Source organism: Nitrospirota bacterium (assembly GCA_040757335.1).
Classification (GTDB): Bacteria; Nitrospirota; Nitrospiria; order 2-01-FULL-66-17; family 2-01-FULL-66-17; genus JBFLXB01.
Genome location: JBFLXB010000042.1, coordinates 1 through 23317 on the forward strand (window position 1 = coordinate 1; position 23317 = coordinate 23317).

Here is a 23317-nt window from a genome sequence, read left to right on the forward strand (position 1 = left end):
TCGTGCTGAGGCGAGCCCGGACGAAGCCCGCGCCGTCAAACCCGCCGCCCGAGCGTCGTTCGCTGATCAGGACAAACGACTGCGCCAGGTTCACCGGGCTTATGCTCACGTTAACCGTCGCCGCTCCGTTTTTCGCCGCCGCACCCCGTTGCACCGTGACCCCGGAGCTAAAGTACGCAACGTGATAGCGGATCGCCACCGCACCCGTGGTGCCCTGACGCTGGAAGGTCAGCGTGGTGCCGTTCGTGATTTGGCCGCTGATTGAACCGCTATTTGGCGACGCCTCGTTGTGCGAGACTTCAAACCACAAAATGCTCTGCGCGGGCACCACGGTCCCGATGGTCGCTGTGGTGGACGTCGCGCCGGCGGCAATCGTGGCGGTCCCGGTCTGCACGCCGTTGGTCGAGTCAATCACGGCGGCCGGCGCCTGCGACGGCAACACCGCGACTGCCGCAATGACTGCAGCCAGGGGGAAGAGCGTTGTAAGTATCGTCCGTCGCACGTGAGCGAGTGGCCGAATCCGCGCTGCTCCAGCTGCCGTCGCGTTTATGCCGTCACCATTGGTGAGATCTTGAGGTTTTGATGAGGTGTCGCTCGAAGTCCAGTAGCAAGGGGCAAATCTCGTAAACCAGCAGAAGGCTTTGGTGAATTTGCACGGTCCATGCCATATCGCATGTCGGGAAACCGTAGGTAAGAGAACACATAATTGGTTCGTTTTTGAGTCTTTCTGGTGTGGGCCCCGTCCCTGTCACCCTCCCTGGAGGCCCTAAAGTGGAACGTTCTCGCCCCGATTCCCATAGGCGCGGCGCTTGCCCCGTTGAAGAGACCAGCCGAGGGATCGAAACATTCGGCCGGGAAAGGCCATCAGGCCCAAATTTTCGTGGGTTTACGACAAAATCTGGTGGGAAAAAGAGGAAGAAAAATAGGAAAAAAAGGGAGGCCCGAAGCGGGCCTCCCTCAGAACCTAGGCGGGTCTACTGAATCGGGAGCGAGTTATTTCTCGCCACCGAGCGAGCGAACGTAGGTAATTACCTCCCACGCCTCTTGATCGTTGATCATGGCAGGGTTGTACGAAATCATCCCAGTCCCTGGGCTGCCGTTCTTCACCACCCAGAACATCTCACCGGGCGTGCGGACCTTGTTGAACTCCGGGTTGGTGAAGTTGCGCGGAGACGGATCAAGCGCGGCTCCGGCAGGGCCATCACCCTTCCCCGTGTTGCCATGGCAGGTAAAGCACGTTCCCTTGCCCTCGAAGATGGCCTTGCCTTTTGCAAGGACATCCGGCGTCGGTTTGAGCGGATTCTTCATGTCCTTCGCCTTCTGCAACTCGGCAGCCGGCACGCGGGACATCTTGATGTCCTTCTCAGCCGCCGTGGCCACGCCGGCTGCGAAAGCTAACCCGATCACTCCCGCAATCACCACACCTGTGCTCTTACCCATGGACCGTTCCTCCCTCTGCAATGAATGAAGTGAGCCCCCGACCTCGACGACTACTCGACCTTCACGGTGACCGACGCCTTGGCATCGAGCGGCTCATGGTCGCTGCTGTACGCCTGGACCGTGATCTCGTGTGTTCCCTTTGGCAACCCCTTGATAACCGTCGACGTCCCTGTTTTCACCGGTTTCATTTGCCCGCGATCCACAAAGACGTGGACATGATCCGCCCGACCGGCTTTCTCTTGCGTCCACGTGACCGTCACGTCGCTCCCCACCACCTCGTTCGGTTTGGGGGAGACGATGGCCACGCTCCCGTCCGCTGCCCACGTCATGTCGACGGCAACGAACGACACCCCAACGGCCCAAACCACCGCCATCAACGCGCGACGACCGATCACAGCGACTCTCGCCACCCACGGGCGGCCGAGGTTCGCCTCTTCAGACGAGATCCGGAACCGAATATTCAACGCCCGACGCCCGGTCACGACCCCGATTGCGCCAAGCTTCGTTCGTAGAGCAAAATGAGCCACGCCTCCTCTTCATCGATGACGCTGCCGACCAGCGGAACCATGGCCGTTCCCGCGCTCCCGTTCTTCAAGACCCACATCAACTCTCCGTCGGTACGCGCGCGGTGAAACGCCGCGTTCGTAAAATTTCTCGGCGAGGGATCCAGGCCCACAGCCGCGGAGCCGTCGCCCACCCCGGTCTGACCGTGGCACACGAAACAGGTACCCTTCCCGTGATACAGCCCGTCGCCCTTGGCAATATTCTCCGGAGTGGCCGGAAACGGATTGGTCATCGCCTTGGCGGCTTCCATCTCCTGCTTCGGAACGCGGGCTTGAAGAGGATCGCGTTCAGCCGCCGTCAGCGTCGCGGGAAGGAGCACCAGCACACAAAGAGCACCGACCGACACCACCCACCACATACCATCCCGACCGCATCCCGAGGACGCCTCTTTAACGGGGCGGGATCTTAAAGAAATCCCCCCACCTTGTCAAGCAGGGCGGCTTCTCGCGCGTGGGTGGTTCCCCGTGCGACGAGAGAGGCACCCCGGGCCCGCGTGACGCGGTGCTATACTGAACACGCCCACGACGGATGTCCCCACGGATGAACAACCCGAGCGAGCAACACTACGACCTGGTCGTCATCGGCGCCGGCCCGGCCGGTCAGAAGGGCGCGGTCCAGGCGGCCAAGCTCAAGAAGACCGTGGCCATCGTCGAAAGAGAATCCTCCCCCGGAGGGATCTGTCTTTATACCGGGACGCTCCCCAGCAAGACCTTGCGCGCGACCGTGCTGCTCTATCAGGGATTCCGGAAACGCACCTTCCGCGGCATCTCTTGCAGCATGAGCCCTGAGGCCACCCTGGCCGATTTGATGTATCACAAAGACAGCGTTATCGATCACGAGCGTCTGATTATCTCCGACCAACTCTCCCGCAACTCGGTCCGGGTGATCCATGGTCAGGCCAGGCTCCTTGACTCCCATCGGGTGGAGGTATCCGGCGCTCAGAGCGCACCCACGGTCCTGCACGGCGCCTTCATCTTGATCGCGACGGGTACGCGACCGACCCACCCACCCTACATTGACGCGGTCGTTCCACCGATCTATGACAGCGATACGATCCTGCAAATCAAACGGATCCCACGCACGCTGACCGTGTTGGGGGGCGGAATCATCGGATGCGAATACGCGTGTATGTTCGGCGCACTCGGCACCAGGGTAACGCTGGTGGACCGCCGCAAGACGCTCCTGCAGTTCATGGACGACGAGATCGTCGCCGCGTTGTGTTTCCAGATGCGGAACATGGGCATGACGCTCGCACTCGGGGAAGAGATTGACGCCGTTGAGGTCACCGGCCCCGATACCGTCGTCACCAGGCTGCAAAGTGGAACGGCGATCACAAGCGAGGCCGTCCTGAGCGCCGCGGGCCGCACCGCGTGTGTGGAGGGTATCGGTCTCGAGAACGTCGGCGTGTCGTTGAAGAACGGCAACCTGATCAGAGTGAATGAATCGTTTCAAACCGCTGTTCCGCACATCTACGCCGCGGGTGATGTCATCGGGTTCCCGAGCCTCGCCTCGACGTCCATGGACCAGGGCCGGATTGCGGTGTGCCACATGTTCAACCACGCAACCCTGTCGTTCTCCGATCTGTTGCCATACGGCGTCTATACGATTCCGGAGATCTCGGTCGTGGGAAAGACGGAGCAACAGCTCACGGAACAGTCGGTGCCTTATGAAACCGGCGTCGCCCGTTTTCGCGAAATCGCGCGAGGACAAATCCTAGGAGAGACCGAAGGACTCCTGAAGCTGATCTTTGACCGGGATACACGGGAGCTCTTGGGCGTCCATGTAATCGGTGAGGGCGCGACCGAACTCGTACACATCGGTCAAGCCGTCATCGCGCACGGGGGGAAGATCGACTACTTTGTGAACACTGTCTTTAACTATCCGACGCTCGCCGAAGCGTACAAGGTCGCGGCGCTCAACGGCATCAACAAACTCCACTGATCACCGACCTTTCCGCTCAGGCCGTGCCTCCTGGCAGCAAACGCTCCGCGGCGTATCGCGCTGCGCCGAGCAGGGGAGCGCGTGGATTGGTCACGACTTTCACCGGAATCGCCTCCAGCCAGTCGCGGTAGCGACCTTTCTGCGCGAACCCGGCCATGAACGCCCCGTCCTTGAGTTTGTCGATGATTTTCGGCGCAATCCCGCCCCCGACAAACACCCCGCCGATCGCGTACGCCTTGAGCGCCAAGTTGCCGGCCTCCGCGCCGTAGAGCGAGACGAAGAGATCGAGCGCTTCCACGCACAGCGGGTGTTCTTTGGCCAAACCGAGGCGCGTCACCACGGCGCTCACGTCGTCCGTCGCGAGTCGGTCTCGCAGCCACGAGGGTTCCTCGGCAACCCCCGCGTGGAGCAGATAGCGATAGATATGGTAGACGCCGGGCCCCGAGACCACGCGTTCGCAACTGACGCGGCCGAATTCAGCGCGCAGAAATCGCAAGAGATCGATCTCGCGGTCGGTTCTCGGCGCGAAATCCGCATGCCCGCCTTCCGATGGAATCGGGAGGTAGCGACGACCATCCCAGGCTAGGACCGACTCGCCGAGCCCGGTTCCCGCGGCAATCACCGCGATGTTGCCTCTGGTCGGCACGCCGCGGTTGATCACTACGAATTCATCATCCCGCAGGTACAACATCCCAAAAGCCGCGGCCTCGACGTCGTTGAGCAACTTGGCGACCGGGGCGCCGACCGTCGCCGTCAATTCCCGCTCGTCCAACACCCACGGGAGGTTTGTCGTGCGGCAACGGCCCTCGCGAACAGGGCCCGCGACGCCGAGGCATACCGCCGACACCACGGCGCGCTCTCCGTGTTCCAGGAACACGGAGAGCAACTCCTCGAAATGGGCATGCTGACGGCTGGAGAACGTCTCTTCCCTCGCGATCTCGAAACGGCCCGCTTCGGGATGCACCAGCGCCAGGACGGTTTTGGTCCCGCCGATGTCTCCGGCCAGAATCACGTTCGGCTCACTTGGCAGGACTCAGAGCGCCCGCCACCGCCGCCCGTCGCGTTCGACTAGTCGATCGGCCTCCACCGGCCCCCAGGTGCCGGCCGCGTACTCGGGCAACCACTTCGAACCCTGTTCCCTCCACCCATCGAGTATGCCCGTGATCCATTCCCACGCCGCCTCCACCGCGTCGCGCCGCATAAACAACGTCGCGTCTCCGGCCATCACGTCGAGCAGCAGCCGCTCGTACGCCTCGGGCGAGACCGTTCCATACCCGGAACCGTAGCGGAAGTCCATGGCAACAGGGTCGATCCTAACGCGCGATCCCGGCTGCTTGGAGTTGATGTGCAGCGAAAACCCTTCCTCTGGTTGAATCCGCAGCGCGAGGACGTTGGGTTCCAGGGGCGTGGACGGGGGAGCATTAAATAACACGGGGGGAATCTCTCTGAACTGGACCGCGATTTCGGTGACGCGCTTGGCCATGCGTTTTCCCGTCCGCAAATAAAACGGCACGCCCGCCCACCGCCAGTTGTCGATAAAGGCCTTCAGCGCCACGAACGTCTCGACCGTCGAGTCGGGCTTGACACCCGGTTCCCGTCGATAACCGGGAACCTCCTCGCCGTTCGCCACTCCCGGGCTGTATTGTCCACGCACGGTGTACTCGTTCACGCGTGACCCGACGATCGGCCGGAGCGACCGCAGCACCTCCAACCTGGCGCTCCGCACCACGTCGGGGTCCAGTGACCACGGCGGCTCCATCGCCACCAGTGACAGGAGCTGCAGGATGTGGTTCTGAACCATGTCACGCAAGGCCCCGGCCTCTTCGTAGTACGCCGCGCGCGACCCGACCCCCTTCTCTTCGGCGACCGTGATTTCGACGTGGTCGATGTATTTGTGATTCCACAGCGGTTCGAAAATCCCGTTGGCAAACCGCAGGACGAGCAGGTTCTGGACCGTCTCCTTACCGAGGTAGTGGTCGATCCGGAACACTTGCGATTCATCGAAGGTCCGCCCCAGGACGGCGTTGATCTCGCGAGCCGATTCCAGGTCCCGCCCAATGGGTTTCTCCACGATCACTCGCGAGTACGGATGATCCGGGACCGGCGGGTGAACCAACCCCGCGTCCTGCAGGCCCTCGGCGGCGGCCGCAATCGACGTGGGCGGGATCGCCAGGTAGAACACCCGATGGCCCGGCAATCCGAGTTCCCGCTCAACCGCTTGCGCCCGAGATCGAATCCGTTGGTAAGTCTCGGCGTCTTCGATTCCACCGATGGCATAGAACAGCCGACGCTCAAACTCGCCCCACTTCGCCTCGTCGAGGGCTTGCCGCGAGTACGCGACTACGCTGTCCCGAGCCATCGTCCGGAACTCGTCGTCGGAGAGCGGTTTACGGCCGACCCCCAAGACCGCAATGTCCGGGAGCGCCCCGTCCAAGAGCAGGTTGTACAAGGCCGGCATCAGTTTCCGACGTGCAAGGTCACCGGATCCACCAAAAATGACCAACGTACACGATGGCGCACCACGCTTGAGCTCCGCGTTGGTTCCGTTCGCAACGGTCGGTTCAGGCATCGTCATCTTCCCCCCCCCTCACGATCCGGCAGACCGCACCGCGTGCCCGCGGAGCCGAATGAATCCTCGCGTTGCGAGACGACGCGATAACTGTCCTTGGCCGATCACATGACCACCTTTCCGGCCCTTCCCAGGTTAATCAACCGAAGAAACACCCCAGTCCCTGATCTCATACCCCACCCTCTCTGCACGAGAAGACGGTGACCTTCGTAACTATACTATCCATCGGTCGACCGGAGTCAACGGACACGAGTCTTGTCACTCGCGCGGCGTCGTCTCCTGGTTGGAATTGGAATGTGTGCTATCCTTACCCCCCGCACGCAACCCACGACCTCTTCAGCGTCTTGATGACTACGGCCGGAGCACCGAGATGAAGTGTTCATATTGCACAACGCCCAACCGGGATGGTCGACGTTTCTGTTCCCGGTGCGGGGTGATGCTCGGGTGGGCGTGCCCTCGGTGCGCATTCTTCAACCACCTCGGCGAGCAGCATTGCGGAGGCTGCGGCGTCCCACGCCTCGGAGCCGAGACGCCGCACGCCGCGCCCCAATCGCCCGAAGCAACCGTTCAAGCAGCGACGTCCCCGACGACCGGACGCAGCGCGGTCATCAAGGACGAAATCACTCGGTTTCTTCAGGAACAGGCCGCCGCCCAGAATCACCACGAACAGACGGCGCCGGTTTCGCAGGATGACATCGACACCCTGTTTCGGCGGTAACCGCCGGCCGAGGCCTTGTGCCGCTTAATCGCGTCCTTCAGGCCAGACTCGGTCAAATCCTCCTCGAGCAGAATCGCTTGACTCCCGAGCAGCTCAACGCTGCCATCGAACGCCAGCGCGACAAAGAACCCCACAAACAACTCGGCACCATTTTCGTCGAACTCGGATTCGCCAGCGAGGCCGACGTGGTTCAGGCCGTGGGCATGCAATTCAATTTACCGGTCGTCGATCTGAATCTGATCACGGTCGCAACGGACGTCATTCGGTTGATCCCCGAACCGCTGGCGCGAAAACTTTGCGTGCTGCCCGTGTTTCTGGTGGGTAAAGAACTCACCGTGGCGATTGCGGACCCTACGGAGATCGATACCCTCGACTTCCTCGCTCGTGAAACTCGTCATGTGATCCAACCCGTGCTCGCACCTCGCCGCCAGATCACCGCGGCGCATGACCGCTTTTATCCCGAGGACTCCGCGCTCCAGACGTTGGATACCCAGGACCTTCAGCGGTTCGACGTCGGCCACGGTGGCCCCGGCGAGGTGGAGCGGCTTCGGGCGGTGGGCAAAGAAGTCCCCATCGTCAAAATCGTCGACCAGATCTTCAACCGCGCGATCACGGAAGGCGCCAGCGACATCCACCTCGAACCCAGCGAGTCGAAATTTCTGGTTCGGTTCCGCGTCGACGGCTTGTTGCGCGAAGTCATGTCGTTCTCGCCCGTGCTGCGCACGGCGATCACCTCGCGGATCAAAATCCTGTCGAGCCTCGACATCGCCGAACGGCAGAAACCCCAGGATGGGCGCATCCAGCTCTCGGCCCACGAACTCGATCTCCGCGTCTCCACTCTCCCCACCCACTACGGAGAAAAGGTCGTCATCCGGTTGCTCGATCGGGCCAACGTCCTCATCGGTCTCAAAGATCTGGGCTTTGCCGCGAACAATCTGGATCGTCTCAGTCACCTGATCCGACAACCCTACGGCATCGTCCTGGTGACCGGCCCCACCGGCAGCGGGAAAAGCACCACCCTGTATGCCGCGCTCAACGCAATCAAATCTCCAGAGGTCAACGTCATCACGGTCGAAGACCCGGTCGAGTACCATATCGACGGGATCAACCAGGTTCAAGTCAACAACAAGAAGGGGTTGACTTTCGCCGCCACGCTGCGCTCCGTGTTGCGGCAGGACCCCGACATCATTATGGTGGGTGAAATCCGCGACCCGGAAACCGGGGCGATGGCCACCGAGGCGGCGCTGACCGGGCATTTGGTGCTCTCGACGCTCCACACTAATGACGCGGGAGGAGCCGTGACCCGATTGATCGAGATGGGCGTCGAACCGTTCCTGCTCGCCCCGTCTCTGCTCGGCGTGGTTGCTCAGCGACTGGTGCGCAAGGTCTGCCCTCAGTGCCGCGAGTTGTACGAGCCCCGGCCCGCGGAACTTGAGCGGCTTGGGATGGAGGGGCTGCCGGAAGGTCTGCGGTTCGCCCGCGCCAAAGGGTGCCCCCAGTGCCAGAACCGCGGGTATCGCGGCCGCACCGCCATTCACGAGATTTTGGTCATCGATGAGATCATGCGGCAAATGATCGGCGAAAAAGCGCCTCAGGCGACCTTGATGGAATACGCCGGGCAACGAGGATTTATCGACATGCGGGTCGATGGTCTAAAAAAACTGGTGGCGGGTTTGACCACCGTGGAGGAGGTCCTCCGAGTGAGCAAAGGATAGGGCAATGGGACAAACACCAAAAACAGTACTGATCGTCGACGACTCCAGTTTCATGCGAAACGCCCTCAAAGCCATCATCGAGAAGTTGGGCTACACCGTGGTGGGGACGGCCGAGAACGGCGTGGAGGCGGTTGCGAAGTTCCGTGACCTCAAGCCCGATGTGGTGACGCTCGACATCATCATGCCCCAGATGGGCGGGCTCCAAGGGCTGAAGCTGCTCAAGTCGGTCGACCCCAACGCCGTCGTGGTCATGGTGTCGTCGATGGCCGACCGAGACTCCGTTACGGACTGCGTCAAGGCCGGGGCCACCCACTACCTGCTCAAGCCCTTCGACGAAGCCAAAGTCGCCGAGGTCATGAAGCGCGTGACGTCCGAGGCCGCAGCGGCGTAGAGTCGCCGCTCCGCGCGGCTGCGTTTCGATCGGTCGAACTGCCCGTCAGCGCTTCAATCGTTGATATGCCACCGGTACGAGCGCGAGCAGCCCAAGCAACGCGAACGCCCCCAACACTCCCGGTGACGCAACGTCCCTGAGCGATTCGATCCGCCCCAACTGACTCCCCGCATTGGCGTAGACGATGCTGGCAGGGATGATGCCGATCGCGGTGGCGGCCGTGTACGTGGACAGCCGGATCCGCGTCAGCCCTGCAGCGAGGTTGACGAGGAAAAATGGGAACAGCGGAATCAGTCGCAAGGTCAACAGGTAGTTGAACGCATTCCGACCGAACCCGCGCTGGATCGCGTCCATCTTCTCGCCGAATCGGCGTTCGACGCCATCCCGAAACAGGTAACGCGCGGTCAGAAACGCGAGCACCGCACCGGAAGTCGCGCCAAGATTGACGTACACGGTCCCCAACGCGGTTCCGAACAAGAACCCTCCGGTCAACGTGAAGATTACCGCACCAGGCAACGACAACGCAGTCTGGACGCAATAGGCCGTGATAAAGATGGCCACCGTAACGGCATAGTGCGCGTCGGTATACGCGCGTAGCGCGTCCTTGTTCGCCTTGAGCGCGGAGAGCGTCAGGTGGCGTCCAAGATCAAAGGCAAAAAACGCCGCCACCCCGAACACGACCGCCACGGCAACGACCAGCTTGCCGATTGGCAGACGGTGCGATGCCGGTTGGGACGTCGAGCCGGGTCGAGACCGCTCCTCCGGACGCTGCGGTGGCTCCATTATGATCGGCGTTCCTTCATTCTTGTGGATCGGAGAGATCCAAGAGCCGATCGTTTGACCCGGGATCGAAGCCCGTCGATTTCGCACCAGGCGCAGAGGGTCTCGGCGCCTTCAAGACCAGACCGCTCGATGTATCGGTAGCCGTGGGGGTCAACCGTCCCATCTGCCCAGCGGTCGGTGAACGACGGATACTCCCGACCGTCGTACACGGCGGTGTCATCCAGCTTGGCGACGAGCAGGGTGCGGCCTGCCGGCGCCTTGAGGGCGGCCATCAAGATCGCGTGATAGCGTCGCGTCAACAGCCCGGCCACAGTGCCCGCCGCGTAGCCGCCAATCCCGTTGGTCACCAGCCACTCGCGCGATTGCGCCGTCCCGAGGTCGCCGCAAAGCTCGCGACCGAATGCGATCATCATCCCCGGCGAGTCCATGTACGCGGCGTACGGCTTGATCGCACGGATCATCGTTCACAACCACCAAGGCTGCCGCGGGATTTCGCCTCGGCTTGTCGGGTGCAACGGGCGACAGTTTACCACGCTAGTCCATGGTCGCCCCGCCGCACAGGTTGAGCGCTTGACCGGTCATCCCGTCGGCGGCGTCAGAGGCTACGTACACGGCAAGTTGCGCGATTTCATCGGGCCGCATGAAGCGCTTGAGCGGTACGTCGGCTTCGGCTTGTCGTCGGAACTCGGCGTCACTCACGCCCATTGCCCGCGCGCCATTCGCGATTCCCTGGCGCGCCATTGCGGTCTCTACCCAGCCGGGGCACAACGCGTTGACCGTGATGCCGCGCGGCGCGAGTTCCAATGCCAGCGAGCGGGTCAACCCGATGACCCCGTGTTTGGAGGCGCAGTACGCGGCATACCCCGGTACGCCGAAGCGCCCCAATACAGACGAGAGGTTGATGACCCTGCCGTGCGCGTGGTCTTTCATCTGGCGCACCGCGAGCTTGGTCACGATGTACATCCCGGTCAAGTTCGTGGCCAGAATCTGTTTCCACAGCACCTCGTCGGGATCGGACACCGCCGTGATCCCCGACACGCCCGCGTTGTTGACGAGGATATCGACGTGTCCCCATCGCCCGACCACGGCCTCGATGCCACGAGCGACCTGGGCCCTGTCCGTCACGTCCATCGGGAGCGCCATGACGCGCTTGCCCGGGGGATCCAGCTCGGCCGCCACGGCGGTGAGCCGCGACGTATCGCGAGACGCAATCGCCACCCGCGCGCCTTCGCTCACCAACGCTCGGGCGGTGGCAAGCCCGATGCCGGTTCCCCCGCCGGTTACGAGCGCCGTTCGGTCCAGCAGTCGCATCATACCCTCCCGCTGATCGTCAGGCGGTGATCTTAGAAGGCCTGTTGGACGAAATCAAGAAAGCAGGCGCGACGGTTGGGCCTACCGGTTGGCGACCGTTTTTCGGGCGAACTCGCTCCGGTCGCGAAACCAGTACTCGGGTGGAAAGTCGTCGACTTGGATCACCTCGCGCCGAATCGCCGCGGCTTCGGCCACCACGTCCGCTTCGCGCGGCGTGATCACTTCCAACGCCACGGCCTCTGACAGCAGCACCGGTTCGTCGGCGTTCCGCAGGACGCCGCGCTGGATGGCGGCGCGTAACTTCTTCTCGACCGCGTCTGCAGCCACCACCTTCTCCAACGCCAGGTCAAGCCGTGCCACCGCCTCGGAGGAGCTCTTGGGGATGTAGACGCCGACCGTGAGTCGATCACGCGCGGCTGAAGGCTCCAGCAGGACGGCCGCGACGTCGTGGGTCAACCGGTCGCTCGGTCTGCAAGCGGAGCGCCCGAGCGGGAACACCATTGCCCTCAGGGCACCAGCCGCCACGCGATTCGGGAGATTGCGCAGCACCGCGTCGAGGCGCTCCTCGGCGGCAAACAGGTGCTCCTCGCACGCCCACCGAACCAGCGGGAGATCGGCCTCCGGTCGGCCCTCATCTTCAAAGCGCTTGAGCGCGGCCGAGATCAGATAGAGATGGCTCAACACGTCGCCGAGGCGCGCCGAGAGAGACTCCCGCCGTTTGAGCGCGGCGCCGACCAGAATCATGGTGACATCAGCCACGAGCGCAAAGGCGGCGCTCAGGCGACTGGCGCGTTGATAGAACCGGCGCGTCGGCCCGTCAACCGGGGACGCGAGCAACCGAGCGCCGCTCAGTCCGTGGAGCAAGGCCCGCCACGCGTTCCTGGCGATGTGACCGAGGTGCCCGAAGAACGCGCGGTCGAATTCTCGGAGCGCCTGCTCGTGGTCGGGGTTTCTCGCTGCGTGCATCTCCTTCAACACATATGGGTGGCAGCGGATCGCGCCTTGCCCAAAGATGATCAGGTTGCGGGTCATGATGTTGGCGCCTTCCACCGTGATGCTGATGGGGATCGCCTGGTAGACCCGCGCCATGAAGTTGCGGGGCCCCAGGGCCACGGCGGACCCTCCGTGGACGTCCATGGCGTCGTTTACAGCACGGCGCATCAGCTCGGTGAGGTGGTACTTGATCACGGCGGAGATCACCGACGGCTTCTCCCCGGAATCCACCGCGCCGAGCGTCATCACCCGCGCCGCATCCGTCACGTAGGCCGAACCCGCGATGCGGGCCAACGCTTCTTCCACGCCCTCGAAGCGACCGATCGGCGTCTTGAACTGTTTGCGGACCCTGGCGTAGGCACCGGTCGCGCGGGACGCGAGCTTACACGCGCCGGTCGCCAGCGCCGGCAAGGAAATCGCTCGACCGGCCGCCAGACTTTCCATCAACATCCGCCACCCCTGGCCGATGCGGGCTTGGCCGCCGATGACATAATCCATCGGGATGAACACGTCTTTCCCTTGGTTCGGCCCGTTTTGGAACGGGATGTCCAGCGGCATGTGCCGTTTGCCGATCGTGATCCCCGGCGTGTTGGTGGGGATCAGCGCCACCGTGATCCCGCGATCGGTCAGATCACCCAGCAGACGGTCAGGATCCAGGCACTTGAACGCGAGGCCGAGTACCGTCGCGACTGGACCGAGGGTAATGTAGCGCTTGTTCCAGTTCAGACGAATACCCAATACGCCGGATTGCCCCTTGAACGTGCCGCGACAGATCACGCCGGTGTCGGGCATCGACGCCGCATCGGATCCGGCCTCCGGTCCGGTCAACGCAAAACAGGGGATCTCGTCGCCGCGAGCCAAGCGCGGCAGGTAATAGTCGCGTTGCTCTTCGGTGCCGTAGTGGAGCAACAACTCCGCCGGCCCCAACGAATTCGGCACCATCACGGTCACGGCGCCCGTGATGCTTCGGCTCGCCAGCTTCATCACCACGCAGGAGTGCGCGAGCGCCGAGAACTCCAACCCTCCGTACCGCTTCGGGATGATCATCCCGAAGAACCGCTGGTCTTTGATGAATTTCCACGCTTCGGGCGGCAGATCCCGCCACTCCTCGGTGATCCGCCAGTCGTCGAGCAACGCACACAACTCGTCGACCGGACCGTCGAGGAAGGCCTGTTCTTCATTCGTGAGACGGGGCGCGGGGGTGGAGAGCAGTTGTTGCCAGTTCGGCCGACCGCTGAACAGTTCCGCGTCCCACCAAACCGTGCCGGCTTCGAGCGCCTCTCGCTCGGTCTGCGACATCGTTGGCATGGCGTTCCGGAACGCGCGCAAGAGCGGCGCGCTGATCATTCGCCGCCGAAGCCCGAACACGTCCATATCACCGTCCCTAGTGGATTGTGGTAGCCCATACGGACGCCGCCCCTAAGACGCTCGACGGCATGCGCAAATTATAGCACCCGCCATGCTGGCGGTATGGTTTGAAGCCGTCGAGGGCAAGCGCTCTCGGTGTGGCTCCGCAAGTCGAGGCCTCCACGTTATCCGTGCGAGCGGCATGGGGTTTCAGCGGTTCGGCCCGTGCGTCTCGGTTTTCCTGTGCCGAACTGCAGGATTGTAACCTCTGCGCTGGAGCGAGGGAACTCACCGGCAACAGTCACAACCATATGATAAACCAAATAAAGTTTGAACATAGCTCATGCCGAGCACGGGACTGGCCCCACGAGTTCCGGGATTTGGTGTACAATGTGCATACAAAACCCTTCACAGAAAGGTCATCATGCCGTCGCTGACTAAGGAAGCCGTTGGAGGAGAAGTCGTCTCGATTTGCACGAAGTGCCGGGTCGAAACCCACCACACCGTCGCCTCCAAAGTGGGAGAAAAAATCGGGAAGGTGCGATGTAAGACGTGCGGCAGCCTGCATCGCTATCTCCGTCCGGGCAGCCCTGTCCCTCCTGCTCGTCGCAAGACAACGAAAGTGACCCCCGAGGAGACCTGGAATCTCTGCATGAGGAACACCACCTCGAAGAAGCGAACGGTCTATACCCCTTCGGGCGCGTATCAACTTGACGACGTGATCGACCACAGTCACTTCGGCGTGGGCGTAGTCACCCTGCTCACCGCCAAAGACAAGATACAAGTGACGTTCAAAGATGGGCCGAGAATCCTCATCATGGGGATGCGCCAAGCGGTCTAACCCGATCCGCACGCTCGGCCAACAAGGCCGGGGGAACGCCCGCTCAGCTCGGTAGAAACGCGCTTCACCGCGACACGATGGCCGTTTCGTACCCTTCCTCGGCGAACGCACGCGCACGGGAGATCGCGCCGTCGCGCGACGCGAATGGCCCGAGGCGGACGCGGTAATAGACAATACCATCCACGGTCGCCTGCGTGATGGTCACGCCGCGCGCCTCCAATTCAAGTGCCCGTTTGAGCCGAGCGGCGTTGTCGAAGTCCTGAAAAGCCCCGAACTGGATGGCGAACGAGCCGTTCGACCCGACCAATGTCGGCCCTTCTGTAACCCGCTTTTGGTAGCGCGTGTCGCGATCCAACACCTCGACCTTCACGCGGCCTACCCCCGCGCTTACCAGCCCGATCTCTTGTGCCGCGCCATAGGACAGATCCAGGTGCCGGCCGCGGATAAACGGGCCGCGGTCGGTGACGGTGACGACGCCGGACTGCCCTGTTTCGGGATTGGTGACTCTCAAACGCGTACCGAACGGCAATGAGCGGTGTGCGGCCGTGAAACCGTGCATGTCGTAGCGTTCTCCCGACGCAGTGAGGCGCCCGTGAAAAGGTTCTCCGTACCAGGACGCGACGGCGCTGAATCGTTCACCCGGCGTCGGCGTGACTGCCCGGCCGCCGCAGGCGGCCAAGAGGACTGTGACGAAGAGAATGGCTAGAAGACGCGCCGCCACCGCGACGCCGACGTACCCCTGCGCGTGGGGACCGGGAAACGTTACGTTCGCTCCCACACGCCGAACACGCCGAACGGCGCCAGTCGGCGCACCCGCTGTTCCACGATCGTGAGAAAGCCTTTGGCTTCCCCGAACGTGGTAAACAGATGGCGATCGCTGAGGTGCTTGGCCCACCGCACTTGCAACGAGAACACGTCCTCGTGTTCGGTATGGTACGGCGCGTTGGTCAGTCCGCTATAGAGCTTCGGATTGGCCACATCGTAGCCCAGCAGCCGCCACCCGGTCCCCAACTCGCCGAGATCCGCAGCGTTGGGTCCGATCAGCGACAACCACTCGGGAGCCGCAGGATCGAGGGAATCGACCGCCAGGGTGACGGCGATGACGCTGTAATTTCGGTGTTCCATCCCCTCTTTCCCGGCGAGGTGCCGCAGCAGCCTGTCGCAGTCGTTCCATAGCGGAGGGTGCGGTCCCGCGTCGTCCGGCCGCGCGAGGTCCGCGAGCGCCGCGCAGACGGAACTCCAGATGTTTTTGTCCACCGAGGCCGGACGTTCCACGTCATCCCGCAGAAGATAGAGAAACGGCCCGTTTTGGGGCCACCAGTTCGCCATCGGCAGCCAGTTCTGCCGCGCATCGAAGCCCACGAGCACGTGTCGCTGGCTGTCGTGGGCCGCAAATGCGTTGACTTCTTCACCGACCGTGCGATCCATCACGTCCCTTTGAGGGTTCATCCCGTCGCGGTAAGACGCGTGAGCGCTTCGACGTACTTCTCGCTGGTCTTGCGAATCACCTCCGGCGGAAGCGTCGGACCGGGGGGCTGGTGATTCCAACCGATCGAATCGAGGTAATCGCGCACGTACTGTTTGTCGAAGCTTGGAGGCGAGCTGCCGGGCTGATACTGATCCTTGGGCCAGAACCGCGACGAATCGGGGGTCAGGACCTCGTCAATCAGGTACGGCTGGCCGGTTTCCGGCTCGAGGCCGAACTCCATTTTGGTATCTGCGATGATGATTCCCAACGCTTCGGCATAGGCCGCCGCCCGCTGATAGATGGTGAGGCTGCACTGGCGAACCAGCCGCGCCAGATCAACTCCGATCAACGATTCCATCTGCTCGAAGGAGACGTTCTCGTCGTGGCCGCTGGTGGCCTTGGTCGAGGGAGTAAAAATGGGCTGCGGTAACCGGTCGGCTTCTTTCAGTCCGGGCGGTAACCGCTGGCCGCACACCGTGCCGCTCTCTCGGTACTCCCTCCAACCGGAGCCCGCCAGGTACCCGCGCACAATACACTCGACCGGCAGCGGCTTGTATTTTCCGACGAGCATGGAGCGCCCCTGCAACACGTCGCGGTGGGCCCGGCACACCGGTGGGAACTTGTCCACGTCGGTGGTGATCAGGTGATGCGGCAACACGTCTTCCATTTCCCAGAGCCACTCGAACCAGAACTTGGACAACTGGGTGAGCACGTACCCCTTGCCGGGGATCCCGTCCGGGAGAACCACGTCGAACGCCGAGATGCGATCCGTAGCCACGAGGAGCAGGTACTCGCCCAAATCGTAGATGTCGCGGACTTTGCCCCGACGCTTTGTTCCAACTCGATCGAAGTACGTTTCGAGCACCACCGGGCGATCCGCCACATTCTCCATTCGTCCGTCCCTTTCGTCGAGGCAGCGGTCTAGCTATACCAGACGCGGGACCCGTCGCGCAACATACGCTCGCGCCTCGGGTTGACATTCGCCGCCGCTTTCCCGCCTAATCGCGTCCGGTGTCAGCGCCCTCTCCCATAAACCACCGTTTTTTGCTGATCAGCGTGTTCGCGGGCCTGGCCCTGGGGCTTCTCGCCAATGCCGCCGCGGACAGCGTGCCGTGGCTGATCTGGACGACGGAGCACGTCGCCCAACCCGTGGGCCAGGTCTTCCTTCGGCTGCTGTTCATGCTCGTGATACCGCTGGTGTTCTCGGCTTTGGTGGTCGGTGTGTGCGGACTCGACCTGGCCCACGTGGGGCGGCTGGGGCTGATGTTGCTGGGGTACGCCGCCGGGCTGTCCTTCGTCGCGGTCGTGATCGGGATGACGCTGGTCAACGTGATCCGCCCCGGAGAAGGGCTGTCGGTCCCGGTCCGTGATCCGACGACACCCAGCGCCGCGACAACGGGGACCGGGGCATCGGCCGTGGATCTCCTCGTGGGTATGGTTCCCGACAACCCGATCAAGGCCGCGGCCAACGGCGACATGGTCGGCGTGATCCTCTTTGCGCTCATCTTCGGCATGGGTCTGTCGCTGACGCGCACCGACGCGGCCCTCCGCCTGCGGTCCGGCATCGAGGGCGTCTACGACGTGATGCGAACGCTGATCGAGGCGGTGCTGAAACTGGCGCCGCTCGGCGTGGGGGCGCTGCTCGCAGCGACGGCCGCCCGGTTGGGCATCGGGCTGCTCAGCCAGCTTCTCGCTTACGTCGGCGTGGTGCTGCTTGCGCTGGCTCTGCACCTCATCATCGTCTACTCGCTGATCATCAGAGTCTTCGCCGGTCGCTCGCCGATCGAGTTCTTCCGAGACGTACGATTGGCCATGACCACCGCGTTCGCGACGTCGTCATCGAGCGCCACCCTGCCTACGGCCCTCAAGGTCGCGGAAGACAACCTTCACCTGCCGAGCCACGTGAGTCGGTTCGTGTTGACCGCCGGGTCGGCCACGAACCAAAACGGCACCGCGCTGTTTGAAGGCGTGACCGTGCTCTTTCTGGCTCAACTCTACGGCGTCCCTCTCAATCTCGGTGAACAGGCGCTCGTCATGGCGATCTGTATCCTCGGCGGGATCGGCACTGCGGGGGTGCCGGCGGGATCATTGCCCGTTATCGCGATGATTCTGCTGATCGTTGGGGTACCACCGGAAGGTCTGGGCGTCATCCTGGGCGTGGACCGGTTGCTGGACATGTGTCGGACCGTGATCAACGTCACGGGGGACCTTGTGATCGCCACGGTGGTGGCTCACCGGGCAACTGATACTGACCAGTAATACCAGGCCTGGATCACCCTATCCACGACACCTGTGGAGAACCTGGGGACAACATTTGGGATTCCGCACATTTACCCGCAATTAACACTGTAACCAACGTGTTGCCATTTTTTTAAACCGAAAATATCACTAGTATTTCAACGAGATATGCCAATCTATCGCAATAGTCCGTTTTCGTATTTTCCAATTGTCGCGGGTTTTGAGCCGTCCACAGGCCCCGTGGACAGAGCCACTCATTGAGCGGGCACATTCCGAGACAATCTGCGCGAACAGCGCGGTATTGCGGACGGTCCGGAGACACCGCAACTGAACACGGATTGGAGCGCGGCAAGCGCTCGGGGCTACGCCTTCGACGCTTTCTCGGCCCCCAGGCCGGTATTCGCCCGCACCAGCAGTTCGGCGTACCTGGCTTCCGCGTGCGGTTCCCGGCCCAGGAGCGTGCCCATGACCGCGCCCAGAAATCCCAGCGGAATGCTCACGATGCCGGGGTTCTCGAGAGGGAAGAGCGGCGCGGATTGGATGAGGTGACGCGCGGCGCCGGTCACACTTGGCGGGTCGATCGTCATCATGCTGGGACTCACGAGGATCAGCGCGATCGACGACACCAGACCGGTCGTCAAACCGCACACGGCGCCCCGAGTGGTGAACCGCCGCCAGAAGAGCGACAACACGATCACGGGAAGGTTGGCCGACGCAGCCACCGCGAACGCGAGCGCCACCAGAAACGCCACATTGGTATTCGGCCCCACCACGATGGCGATCGCCATCGACAGAATGCCGACCACGCACGCGGTCACCCGCGCCACGCGCACTTCCTCCCCGGGACTGCGTTCGCGGCCGTGGTGCAGAACCGCGGTGTAAAAGTCGTGGGCGAACGACGTGGACGCGCTGATGGTCAGGCCCGCCACCACGGCAAGAATCGTCGCGAACGCCACCGCGGAGATAAACGCGAAAAACACCTCCCCACCCAGCGCCTGCGCAAGCAACGGCGCGCTCATGTTGGTGCCCCCGTTTGCCGCGATCGCGTCGCGCCCCACGATCGTGGCCGCGCCGAAGCCCAGGAACGTGGTCATGATGTAGAACCCGCCGATAATAGCCATCGCCCACACCACGCTGACGCGTGCGGTCTTGGCATCGGGCACGGTATAGAAGCGCACTAAGATATGCGGCAAGCCCGCGGTCCCGAAGATGAGGGCAAGGCCGAGCGAGACCAGATCAAGCGCGCCATACGGCGGCTTGAACCGCAGGCCGGGCTCGAGGAAGTTCTGCGTCACTTCCTGTCCGCTGGGGTCGTGGTACGTGACGTGCGTCACCGCGCGGAAAAACGCGCCGAGATCAAACTCATAGTGCGCGAGCACCAGAAGGCTCAGCAGCACGGTCCCGCTGATGAGCAAGACGGCCTTGATGATCTGCACCCACGTGGTGGCCAGCATCCCCCCGAAGACGACGTAGACGATCATCAACACGCCCACGCCGATCACCGCGGTCTGGAAGCCGATTCCGGAGTCCTTGAGTAACAGCGCGACCAGCGCGCCCGCCCCGACCATCTGCGCAATCATGTAGAACGTGCTCACCGTCAAGGTGGAGAGCGAGGCCAGGGCCCGCACAGGTCGGGGGCTCAACCGATAGGCCAGCACGTCCGCCATGGTATATTTGCCGGCGTTGCGCAATGGCTCGGCCACGATCAGCAAGACCGTCAGGTACGCGACCAACCATCCGACCGAATACATGAAGCCGTCGTAGCCTTGAAACGCGATGATGCCCGCGATGCCCAGGAACGACGCCGCGCTCATGTAGTCCCCGGCCACCGCCACGCCGTTCTGCCAGCCTGTAATCCGTCTGTCCGCCGCGAAAAATGCGCTGGTGCCGCTGGAGCGCCCCGCCGCCCAGTACGTGACCCACAAGGTGAGCGCGATGAACCCCAGAAACATGGCGAGGGAGGTGGACATCAGCGCCCCTTTCGCCGGCCGAGTGCGGTGATGAGGTTTTGCGCCATCGCGTCGAAACGGCCCGCGGCGCGCAAATACCACGCGGCCAGGCCCCACGCCATGACAAACTGGGACAGCGCGAACAGATACGCCAGGTTCACCGCGCCCACGACCTTGATCTTCATCACGGCCGGCGCGTACCCGACCAACAGGGGCAACGCGAAATAGTATACGACGAAGAACAATGTTGCGGGCACGACGAACGCCCGCTTGGCGGCAATGAGCGCGCGAAAGTCCTCGCGCGCGGCCACGCGGTCCCAGTCCGCCACGTCCATCTCCTCGTCGGCCGTGCGTTCGTGCGGAGGCTTGGCTCCCGCTCTTCCCAGGGGTGCGATATCCGTCTCCGCGGCGACCGAGGGCGTGAAATCCCGATTCGGTGTCTTCTCTGAACGGTCGCGTTTACCTCTGCCGCGTCGTCCCATCCGCCCTCCTTCTGGACCTGATCGTCAGCCGTACGGCGGGCAGTGTAGCAGAAATCTCGACGAGCATCACCGGACACCGCACCGTCTCGGTTCGAGGTTCTCGTCCGCCTTGACTTCGGTTCGGTCGCGGTGGTATAGCGCCCTCGTTCTCGGTATCCTCAACCTTCTTTCTTCTCTATCGGTCATCCTCCCGTACGGTAGCTGAGACCTGCAAGCAGCGGGTCAGGACGGAGGGAACCGTTGATCGAGTTGCCGCCGGATTCTATGACGAAACGGCCGCGTGGAGTCGTTCCGGCGTCGCGTTCTCCCCCCATCGCTCCCAGAACCTTTCCTCGTGTTCATCGGAAAGGAGCGTGAGCGATGAAACCTGTCCCTCATTCGCGGTGTCTGCATTCGCGGTTCCCCTCCCGATTTCCGGTCCTGCTTCTCGGGGCCGGTGTCGTGCTGTACTCAACCGTTATCCCGACGACGACCCGTGCGCAGCCGGTTGATCAACCAACGGCGGGCGGGTTCCAGGAACTGCTCGGCGCGCGAATCCAGGCTCTTGGACGCTTTGATGTGCAACGCCATCAGGCGCTGCTCGATCGGGGGCAAAACGCGGTCCGCACGCTCGGCGAGTTTGACGAAGGCCGACACGCACGGTTGCAGGAGTTCCTGGGACAGTCGATCGCTCACACCGGCGCCTTGATCGCCCGCGAACGCGCGATCCTGGAGACGGCCCTGTCCGAGAGCCTGGCCGCCCAACAGAGCGTGCGGAGCGGCGGATGGTTTCAGGAACGCGTCGGCTCTGCGATCGTCCAGACCGCCGGAGTGATTGCGCCCGACGATCCGCGGTTCGCCGAGCAGCTGCGCGCACGGCTCAAGGTGCTGTCCGCCATGGAGCCCCGCGTGGCGAGCCGCGCCGACGTGCAGGTGGCGGCGCTGACCGCCCGCTGGTCGCAATTTCCGCGCGACGCGCTCGCCCGCCTGAGCGAGGCGGTGCAAGATGCCCACCGAACCTCTCGGCTGTACGAGGCGTCGTACCAGGCGTGGGTCGCTCGGCCCCTCCTCGACGTTCAGACCGGGTTCGCGTTCTCGCGGAGCGTCGAAGATTATCTTCACCTGGTCGACGCGGTCACCGCGTCCCTCCGACCCCTCTGGGGCGTGGGGGGATTCTGGGAGTTCGGCGCCGCATCGCTGATCGGCATCTGCGCGGCGATGGCGTGGGTTGGAGCCACCGCACCGCGAGAGTTTTCCCGAACCGGGGCGCGGCCCGTCCAGGCGGGTGTGAGCACCGCGTGGCGATACCAACCCTACCAATGGAAAAGAGAGGTCCCCATGACACAGTCAACAACCCTGTTCAGTTGGCCCCGCGAAGTGATGTTCGGAAGCCACTGCTCGCGCGAAATCGGCCGGCACGCCGCCCGCGATCACATCAGGCAGGTGATGATTCTGACGGACTCCGGCGTAGCCCAGAAAGGGCTCGTCGATCTGGTGAAGGCGTCGCTCCTCGAAGCGGGTCTGATGTGCGAGGTCATCACCGACGTCTCGCGCGAAGTCCCCCACCACATGGTCGCCGGCATCGCGGATCGGTGCAGGCGAGGCGGAGCCGAGCTGCTGGTGGCGGTGGGGGGCGGCAGCGTGATCGACACCGCCAAAGCCGTGGGCATTCTGCTCGCCAACGGCGGCACCATCCAGGACTACGAAGGTGTGGATCGCGTCGGCCGGCCGATCACGTCTCTCTACGTGGTTCCCACCACCTCGGGCTGCGGAAGCGAAACGAGTCAGTTCTGCATCGTGCTCGACACGACACGGAAGAAGAAGATCGAAATTTTCAGCCGCAAGCTGCTGCCGGAACGCATCTTCATCGATCCGATGATGACGCGTTCCATGCCCCCGGATCTGACCGCCGGCAGCGGGATGGAGGCCCTCTCCAACTCGATCGAGGCCTACTTCTCGACCTGGGCGAGCCCGCTGACCGACACCCTCGCGTTGAGCGCGATCCGCTTGATCTCGGAGAACCTGCGCGCCGCCGTGGCCAACGGCCAGAACCTGGAAGCGCGCCAGCACATGTCGCTCGCCGCGTTCCAAGCCGGGCTCGCGTTCACCAACGCGCAAAGCGGCGCGGTGCACGCGCTGGGGCACTCGTTGTCCGGGATGTTCGACATTCCCCAGCGCATCGGCGACGCGATTCTCCTGCCGCACGTCATGAAGGCCAACTTGAACGCCGACGTCCAGCGCATGGCCAAGGTGGCTGAAACGTTGGGCGAGCCGGTGGCGGGCTTGAGCGTGCGCGCCGCGGCGCAACGGGCCATCGACGCGGTCAAGCTCCTGTTGGTGGACGTGGGACTGCCCACCAACCTGGAGAAGGTCGGAGCCGACAAGACCGCGATTTCGTCCCTCAGCGAGCAGGCCATGCAGGATAACTTCCTGCGCACCAACCCGCGGATGCTGAATCGAGAAGACATCGAGGCTATTTACGAGGACGCGTTCGTGGAGTACGCCGAATCCGTTCCGGCAGCCTCCTGGCGGTCGAATACCACGGTTCACTGAGCCGATTCCGGGTCTCGGCGCCGGCCCGAAACGGG

At 63.2% G+C, this 23317-nt stretch carries 21 protein-coding genes and 1 pseudogene; 7 read left to right on the forward strand and 15 right to left on the reverse strand.

The window, feature by feature from the left end:
* The 4 genes from AB1451_15760 to AB1451_15775 form a co-directional block, all read right to left on the reverse strand.
* On the reverse strand, positions 1-415 hold a 415-nt coding region (locus AB1451_15760), incomplete at its 3' end, for a hypothetical protein (GenBank protein ID MEW6684353.1).
* Between the two features lie 578 nt (positions 416-993).
* Positions 994-1440: a c-type cytochrome gene (locus AB1451_15765; GenBank protein MEW6684354.1), complete on the reverse strand. Its 447-nt coding sequence runs from the start codon at positions 1438-1440 to the stop codon at positions 994-996.
* 50 nt (positions 1441-1490) lie between these two features.
* Positions 1491-1850, reverse strand: a complete 360-nt coding sequence (locus AB1451_15770) for an Ig-like domain-containing protein (protein ID MEW6684355.1) — start codon at positions 1848-1850, stop codon at positions 1491-1493.
* Positions 1851-1918: 68 nt separating this feature from the next.
* Positions 1919-2362 (reverse strand): c-type cytochrome, encoded by a 444-nt coding sequence (locus tag AB1451_15775; GenBank protein MEW6684356.1) that lies wholly within the window; start codon positions 2360-2362, stop codon positions 1919-1921.
* 182 nt (positions 2363-2544) lie between these two features.
* Between AB1451_15775 and sthA the strand changes: the two genes are divergently transcribed.
* Positions 2545-3945, forward strand: a complete 1401-nt coding sequence (sthA, locus tag AB1451_15780; GenBank protein MEW6684357.1) for a Si-specific NAD(P)(+) transhydrogenase — start codon at positions 2545-2547, stop codon at positions 3943-3945.
* Between the two features lie 16 nt (positions 3946-3961).
* Here sthA and glk read toward each other — a convergent pair whose 3' ends face one another.
* Both glk and zwf read right to left on the reverse strand, forming a co-directional pair.
* Complete coding sequence (gene glk, locus AB1451_15785; protein MEW6684358.1) at positions 3962-4957, reverse strand: glucokinase; 996 nt, start codon at positions 4955-4957, stop codon at positions 3962-3964.
* A gap of 21 nt (positions 4958-4978) precedes the next feature.
* A complete protein-coding gene (zwf, locus tag AB1451_15790; protein ID MEW6684359.1) occupies positions 4979-6514 on the reverse strand; it encodes a glucose-6-phosphate dehydrogenase in 1536 nt (511 codons plus the stop codon).
* A gap of 370 nt (positions 6515-6884) precedes the next feature.
* On the opposite strand from zwf, the gene AB1451_15795 reads away from it, so the two are divergent.
* From AB1451_15795 to AB1451_15805, 3 genes are read left to right on the forward strand one after another with little or no spacing between them, the layout of a single operon-like run.
* Entirely contained in the window at positions 6885-7232 is a 348-nt protein-coding gene (locus AB1451_15795) for a zinc ribbon domain-containing protein (protein ID MEW6684360.1), read from the forward strand.
* A gap of 17 nt (positions 7233-7249) precedes the next feature.
* Complete coding sequence (locus tag AB1451_15800) at positions 7250-8947, forward strand: GspE/PulE family protein (GenBank protein ID MEW6684361.1); 1698 nt, start codon at positions 7250-7252, stop codon at positions 8945-8947.
* Positions 8948-8951: 4 nt separating this feature from the next.
* A complete protein-coding gene (locus tag AB1451_15805) occupies positions 8952-9338 on the forward strand; it encodes a response regulator (protein ID MEW6684362.1) in 387 nt (128 codons plus the stop codon).
* A 45-nt stretch (positions 9339-9383) separates the two neighbouring features.
* Here the strand turns inward: AB1451_15805 and AB1451_15810 are convergent, their stop codons facing one another.
* From AB1451_15810 to AB1451_15825, 4 genes and pseudogenes are all read right to left on the reverse strand, one after another.
* Complete coding sequence (locus AB1451_15810; protein ID MEW6684363.1) at positions 9384-10121, reverse strand: TVP38/TMEM64 family protein; 738 nt, start codon at positions 10119-10121, stop codon at positions 9384-9386.
* A 107-nt stretch (positions 10122-10228) separates the two neighbouring features.
* Positions 10229-10534, reverse strand: a pseudogene (locus AB1451_15815) (glycogen debranching enzyme N-terminal domain-containing protein).
* 121 nt (positions 10535-10655) lie between these two features.
* On the reverse strand, positions 10656-11432 hold the full coding sequence (locus tag AB1451_15820) for an SDR family NAD(P)-dependent oxidoreductase (protein MEW6684364.1): 777 nt from the start codon (positions 11430-11432) through the stop codon (positions 10656-10658).
* Between the two features lie 81 nt (positions 11433-11513).
* Positions 11514-13799, reverse strand: coding sequence for an acyl-CoA dehydrogenase (locus AB1451_15825; protein MEW6684365.1), 2286 nt, complete (start codon positions 13797-13799; stop codon positions 11514-11516).
* 397 nt (positions 13800-14196) lie between these two features.
* Here AB1451_15825 and AB1451_15830 point away from each other — a divergent pair, with 397 nt between their 5' ends.
* On the forward strand, positions 14197-14613 hold the full coding sequence (locus AB1451_15830; protein ID MEW6684366.1) for a hypothetical protein: 417 nt from the start codon (positions 14197-14199) through the stop codon (positions 14611-14613).
* Positions 14614-14677: 64 nt separating this feature from the next.
* On the opposite strand, the gene AB1451_15835 is transcribed toward AB1451_15830, so the two are convergent.
* Genes AB1451_15835 through AB1451_15845 form a run of 3 tightly spaced genes read right to left on the reverse strand, consistent with a single transcriptional unit; the run spans position 14678 to position 16973 of the window.
* Positions 14678-15391, reverse strand: a complete 714-nt coding sequence (locus AB1451_15835; protein MEW6684367.1) for a septal ring lytic transglycosylase RlpA family protein — start codon at positions 15389-15391, stop codon at positions 14678-14680.
* Positions 15376-16062, reverse strand: a complete 687-nt coding sequence (locus AB1451_15840) for a hypothetical protein (protein ID MEW6684368.1) — start codon at positions 16060-16062, stop codon at positions 15376-15378. Before AB1451_15840 ends, AB1451_15835 begins: the two co-directional genes overlap by 16 nt.
* Positions 16059-16973: a phosphoribosylaminoimidazolesuccinocarboxamide synthase gene (locus AB1451_15845; GenBank protein MEW6684369.1), complete on the reverse strand. Its 915-nt coding sequence runs from the start codon at positions 16971-16973 to the stop codon at positions 16059-16061. Before AB1451_15845 ends, AB1451_15840 begins: the two co-directional genes overlap by 4 nt.
* 152 nt (positions 16974-17125) lie before the next feature.
* Here AB1451_15845 and AB1451_15850 point away from each other — a divergent pair, with 152 nt between their 5' ends.
* Positions 17126-18340 (forward strand): dicarboxylate/amino acid:cation symporter, encoded by a 1215-nt coding sequence (locus tag AB1451_15850; protein ID MEW6684370.1) that lies wholly within the window; start codon positions 17126-17128, stop codon positions 18338-18340.
* A 341-nt stretch (positions 18341-18681) separates the two neighbouring features.
* Here the strand turns inward: AB1451_15850 and AB1451_15855 are convergent, their stop codons facing one another.
* Together AB1451_15855 and AB1451_15860 are read right to left on the reverse strand one after the other, a co-directional pair.
* Positions 18682-20289 (reverse strand): cation acetate symporter, encoded by a 1608-nt coding sequence (locus AB1451_15855; GenBank protein ID MEW6684371.1) that lies wholly within the window; start codon positions 20287-20289, stop codon positions 18682-18684.
* Entirely contained in the window at positions 20289-20750 is a 462-nt protein-coding gene (locus tag AB1451_15860; GenBank protein ID MEW6684372.1) for a DUF485 domain-containing protein, read from the reverse strand. The genes AB1451_15855 and AB1451_15860 overlap by 1 nt, the downstream gene beginning before the upstream one ends.
* A gap of 360 nt (positions 20751-21110) precedes the next feature.
* Here AB1451_15860 and AB1451_15865 point away from each other — a divergent pair, with 360 nt between their 5' ends.
* On the forward strand, positions 21111-23282 hold the full coding sequence (locus AB1451_15865; GenBank protein ID MEW6684373.1) for an iron-containing alcohol dehydrogenase: 2172 nt from the start codon (positions 21111-21113) through the stop codon (positions 23280-23282).
* The last annotated feature ends 35 nt before the right edge of the window (positions 23283-23317 follow it).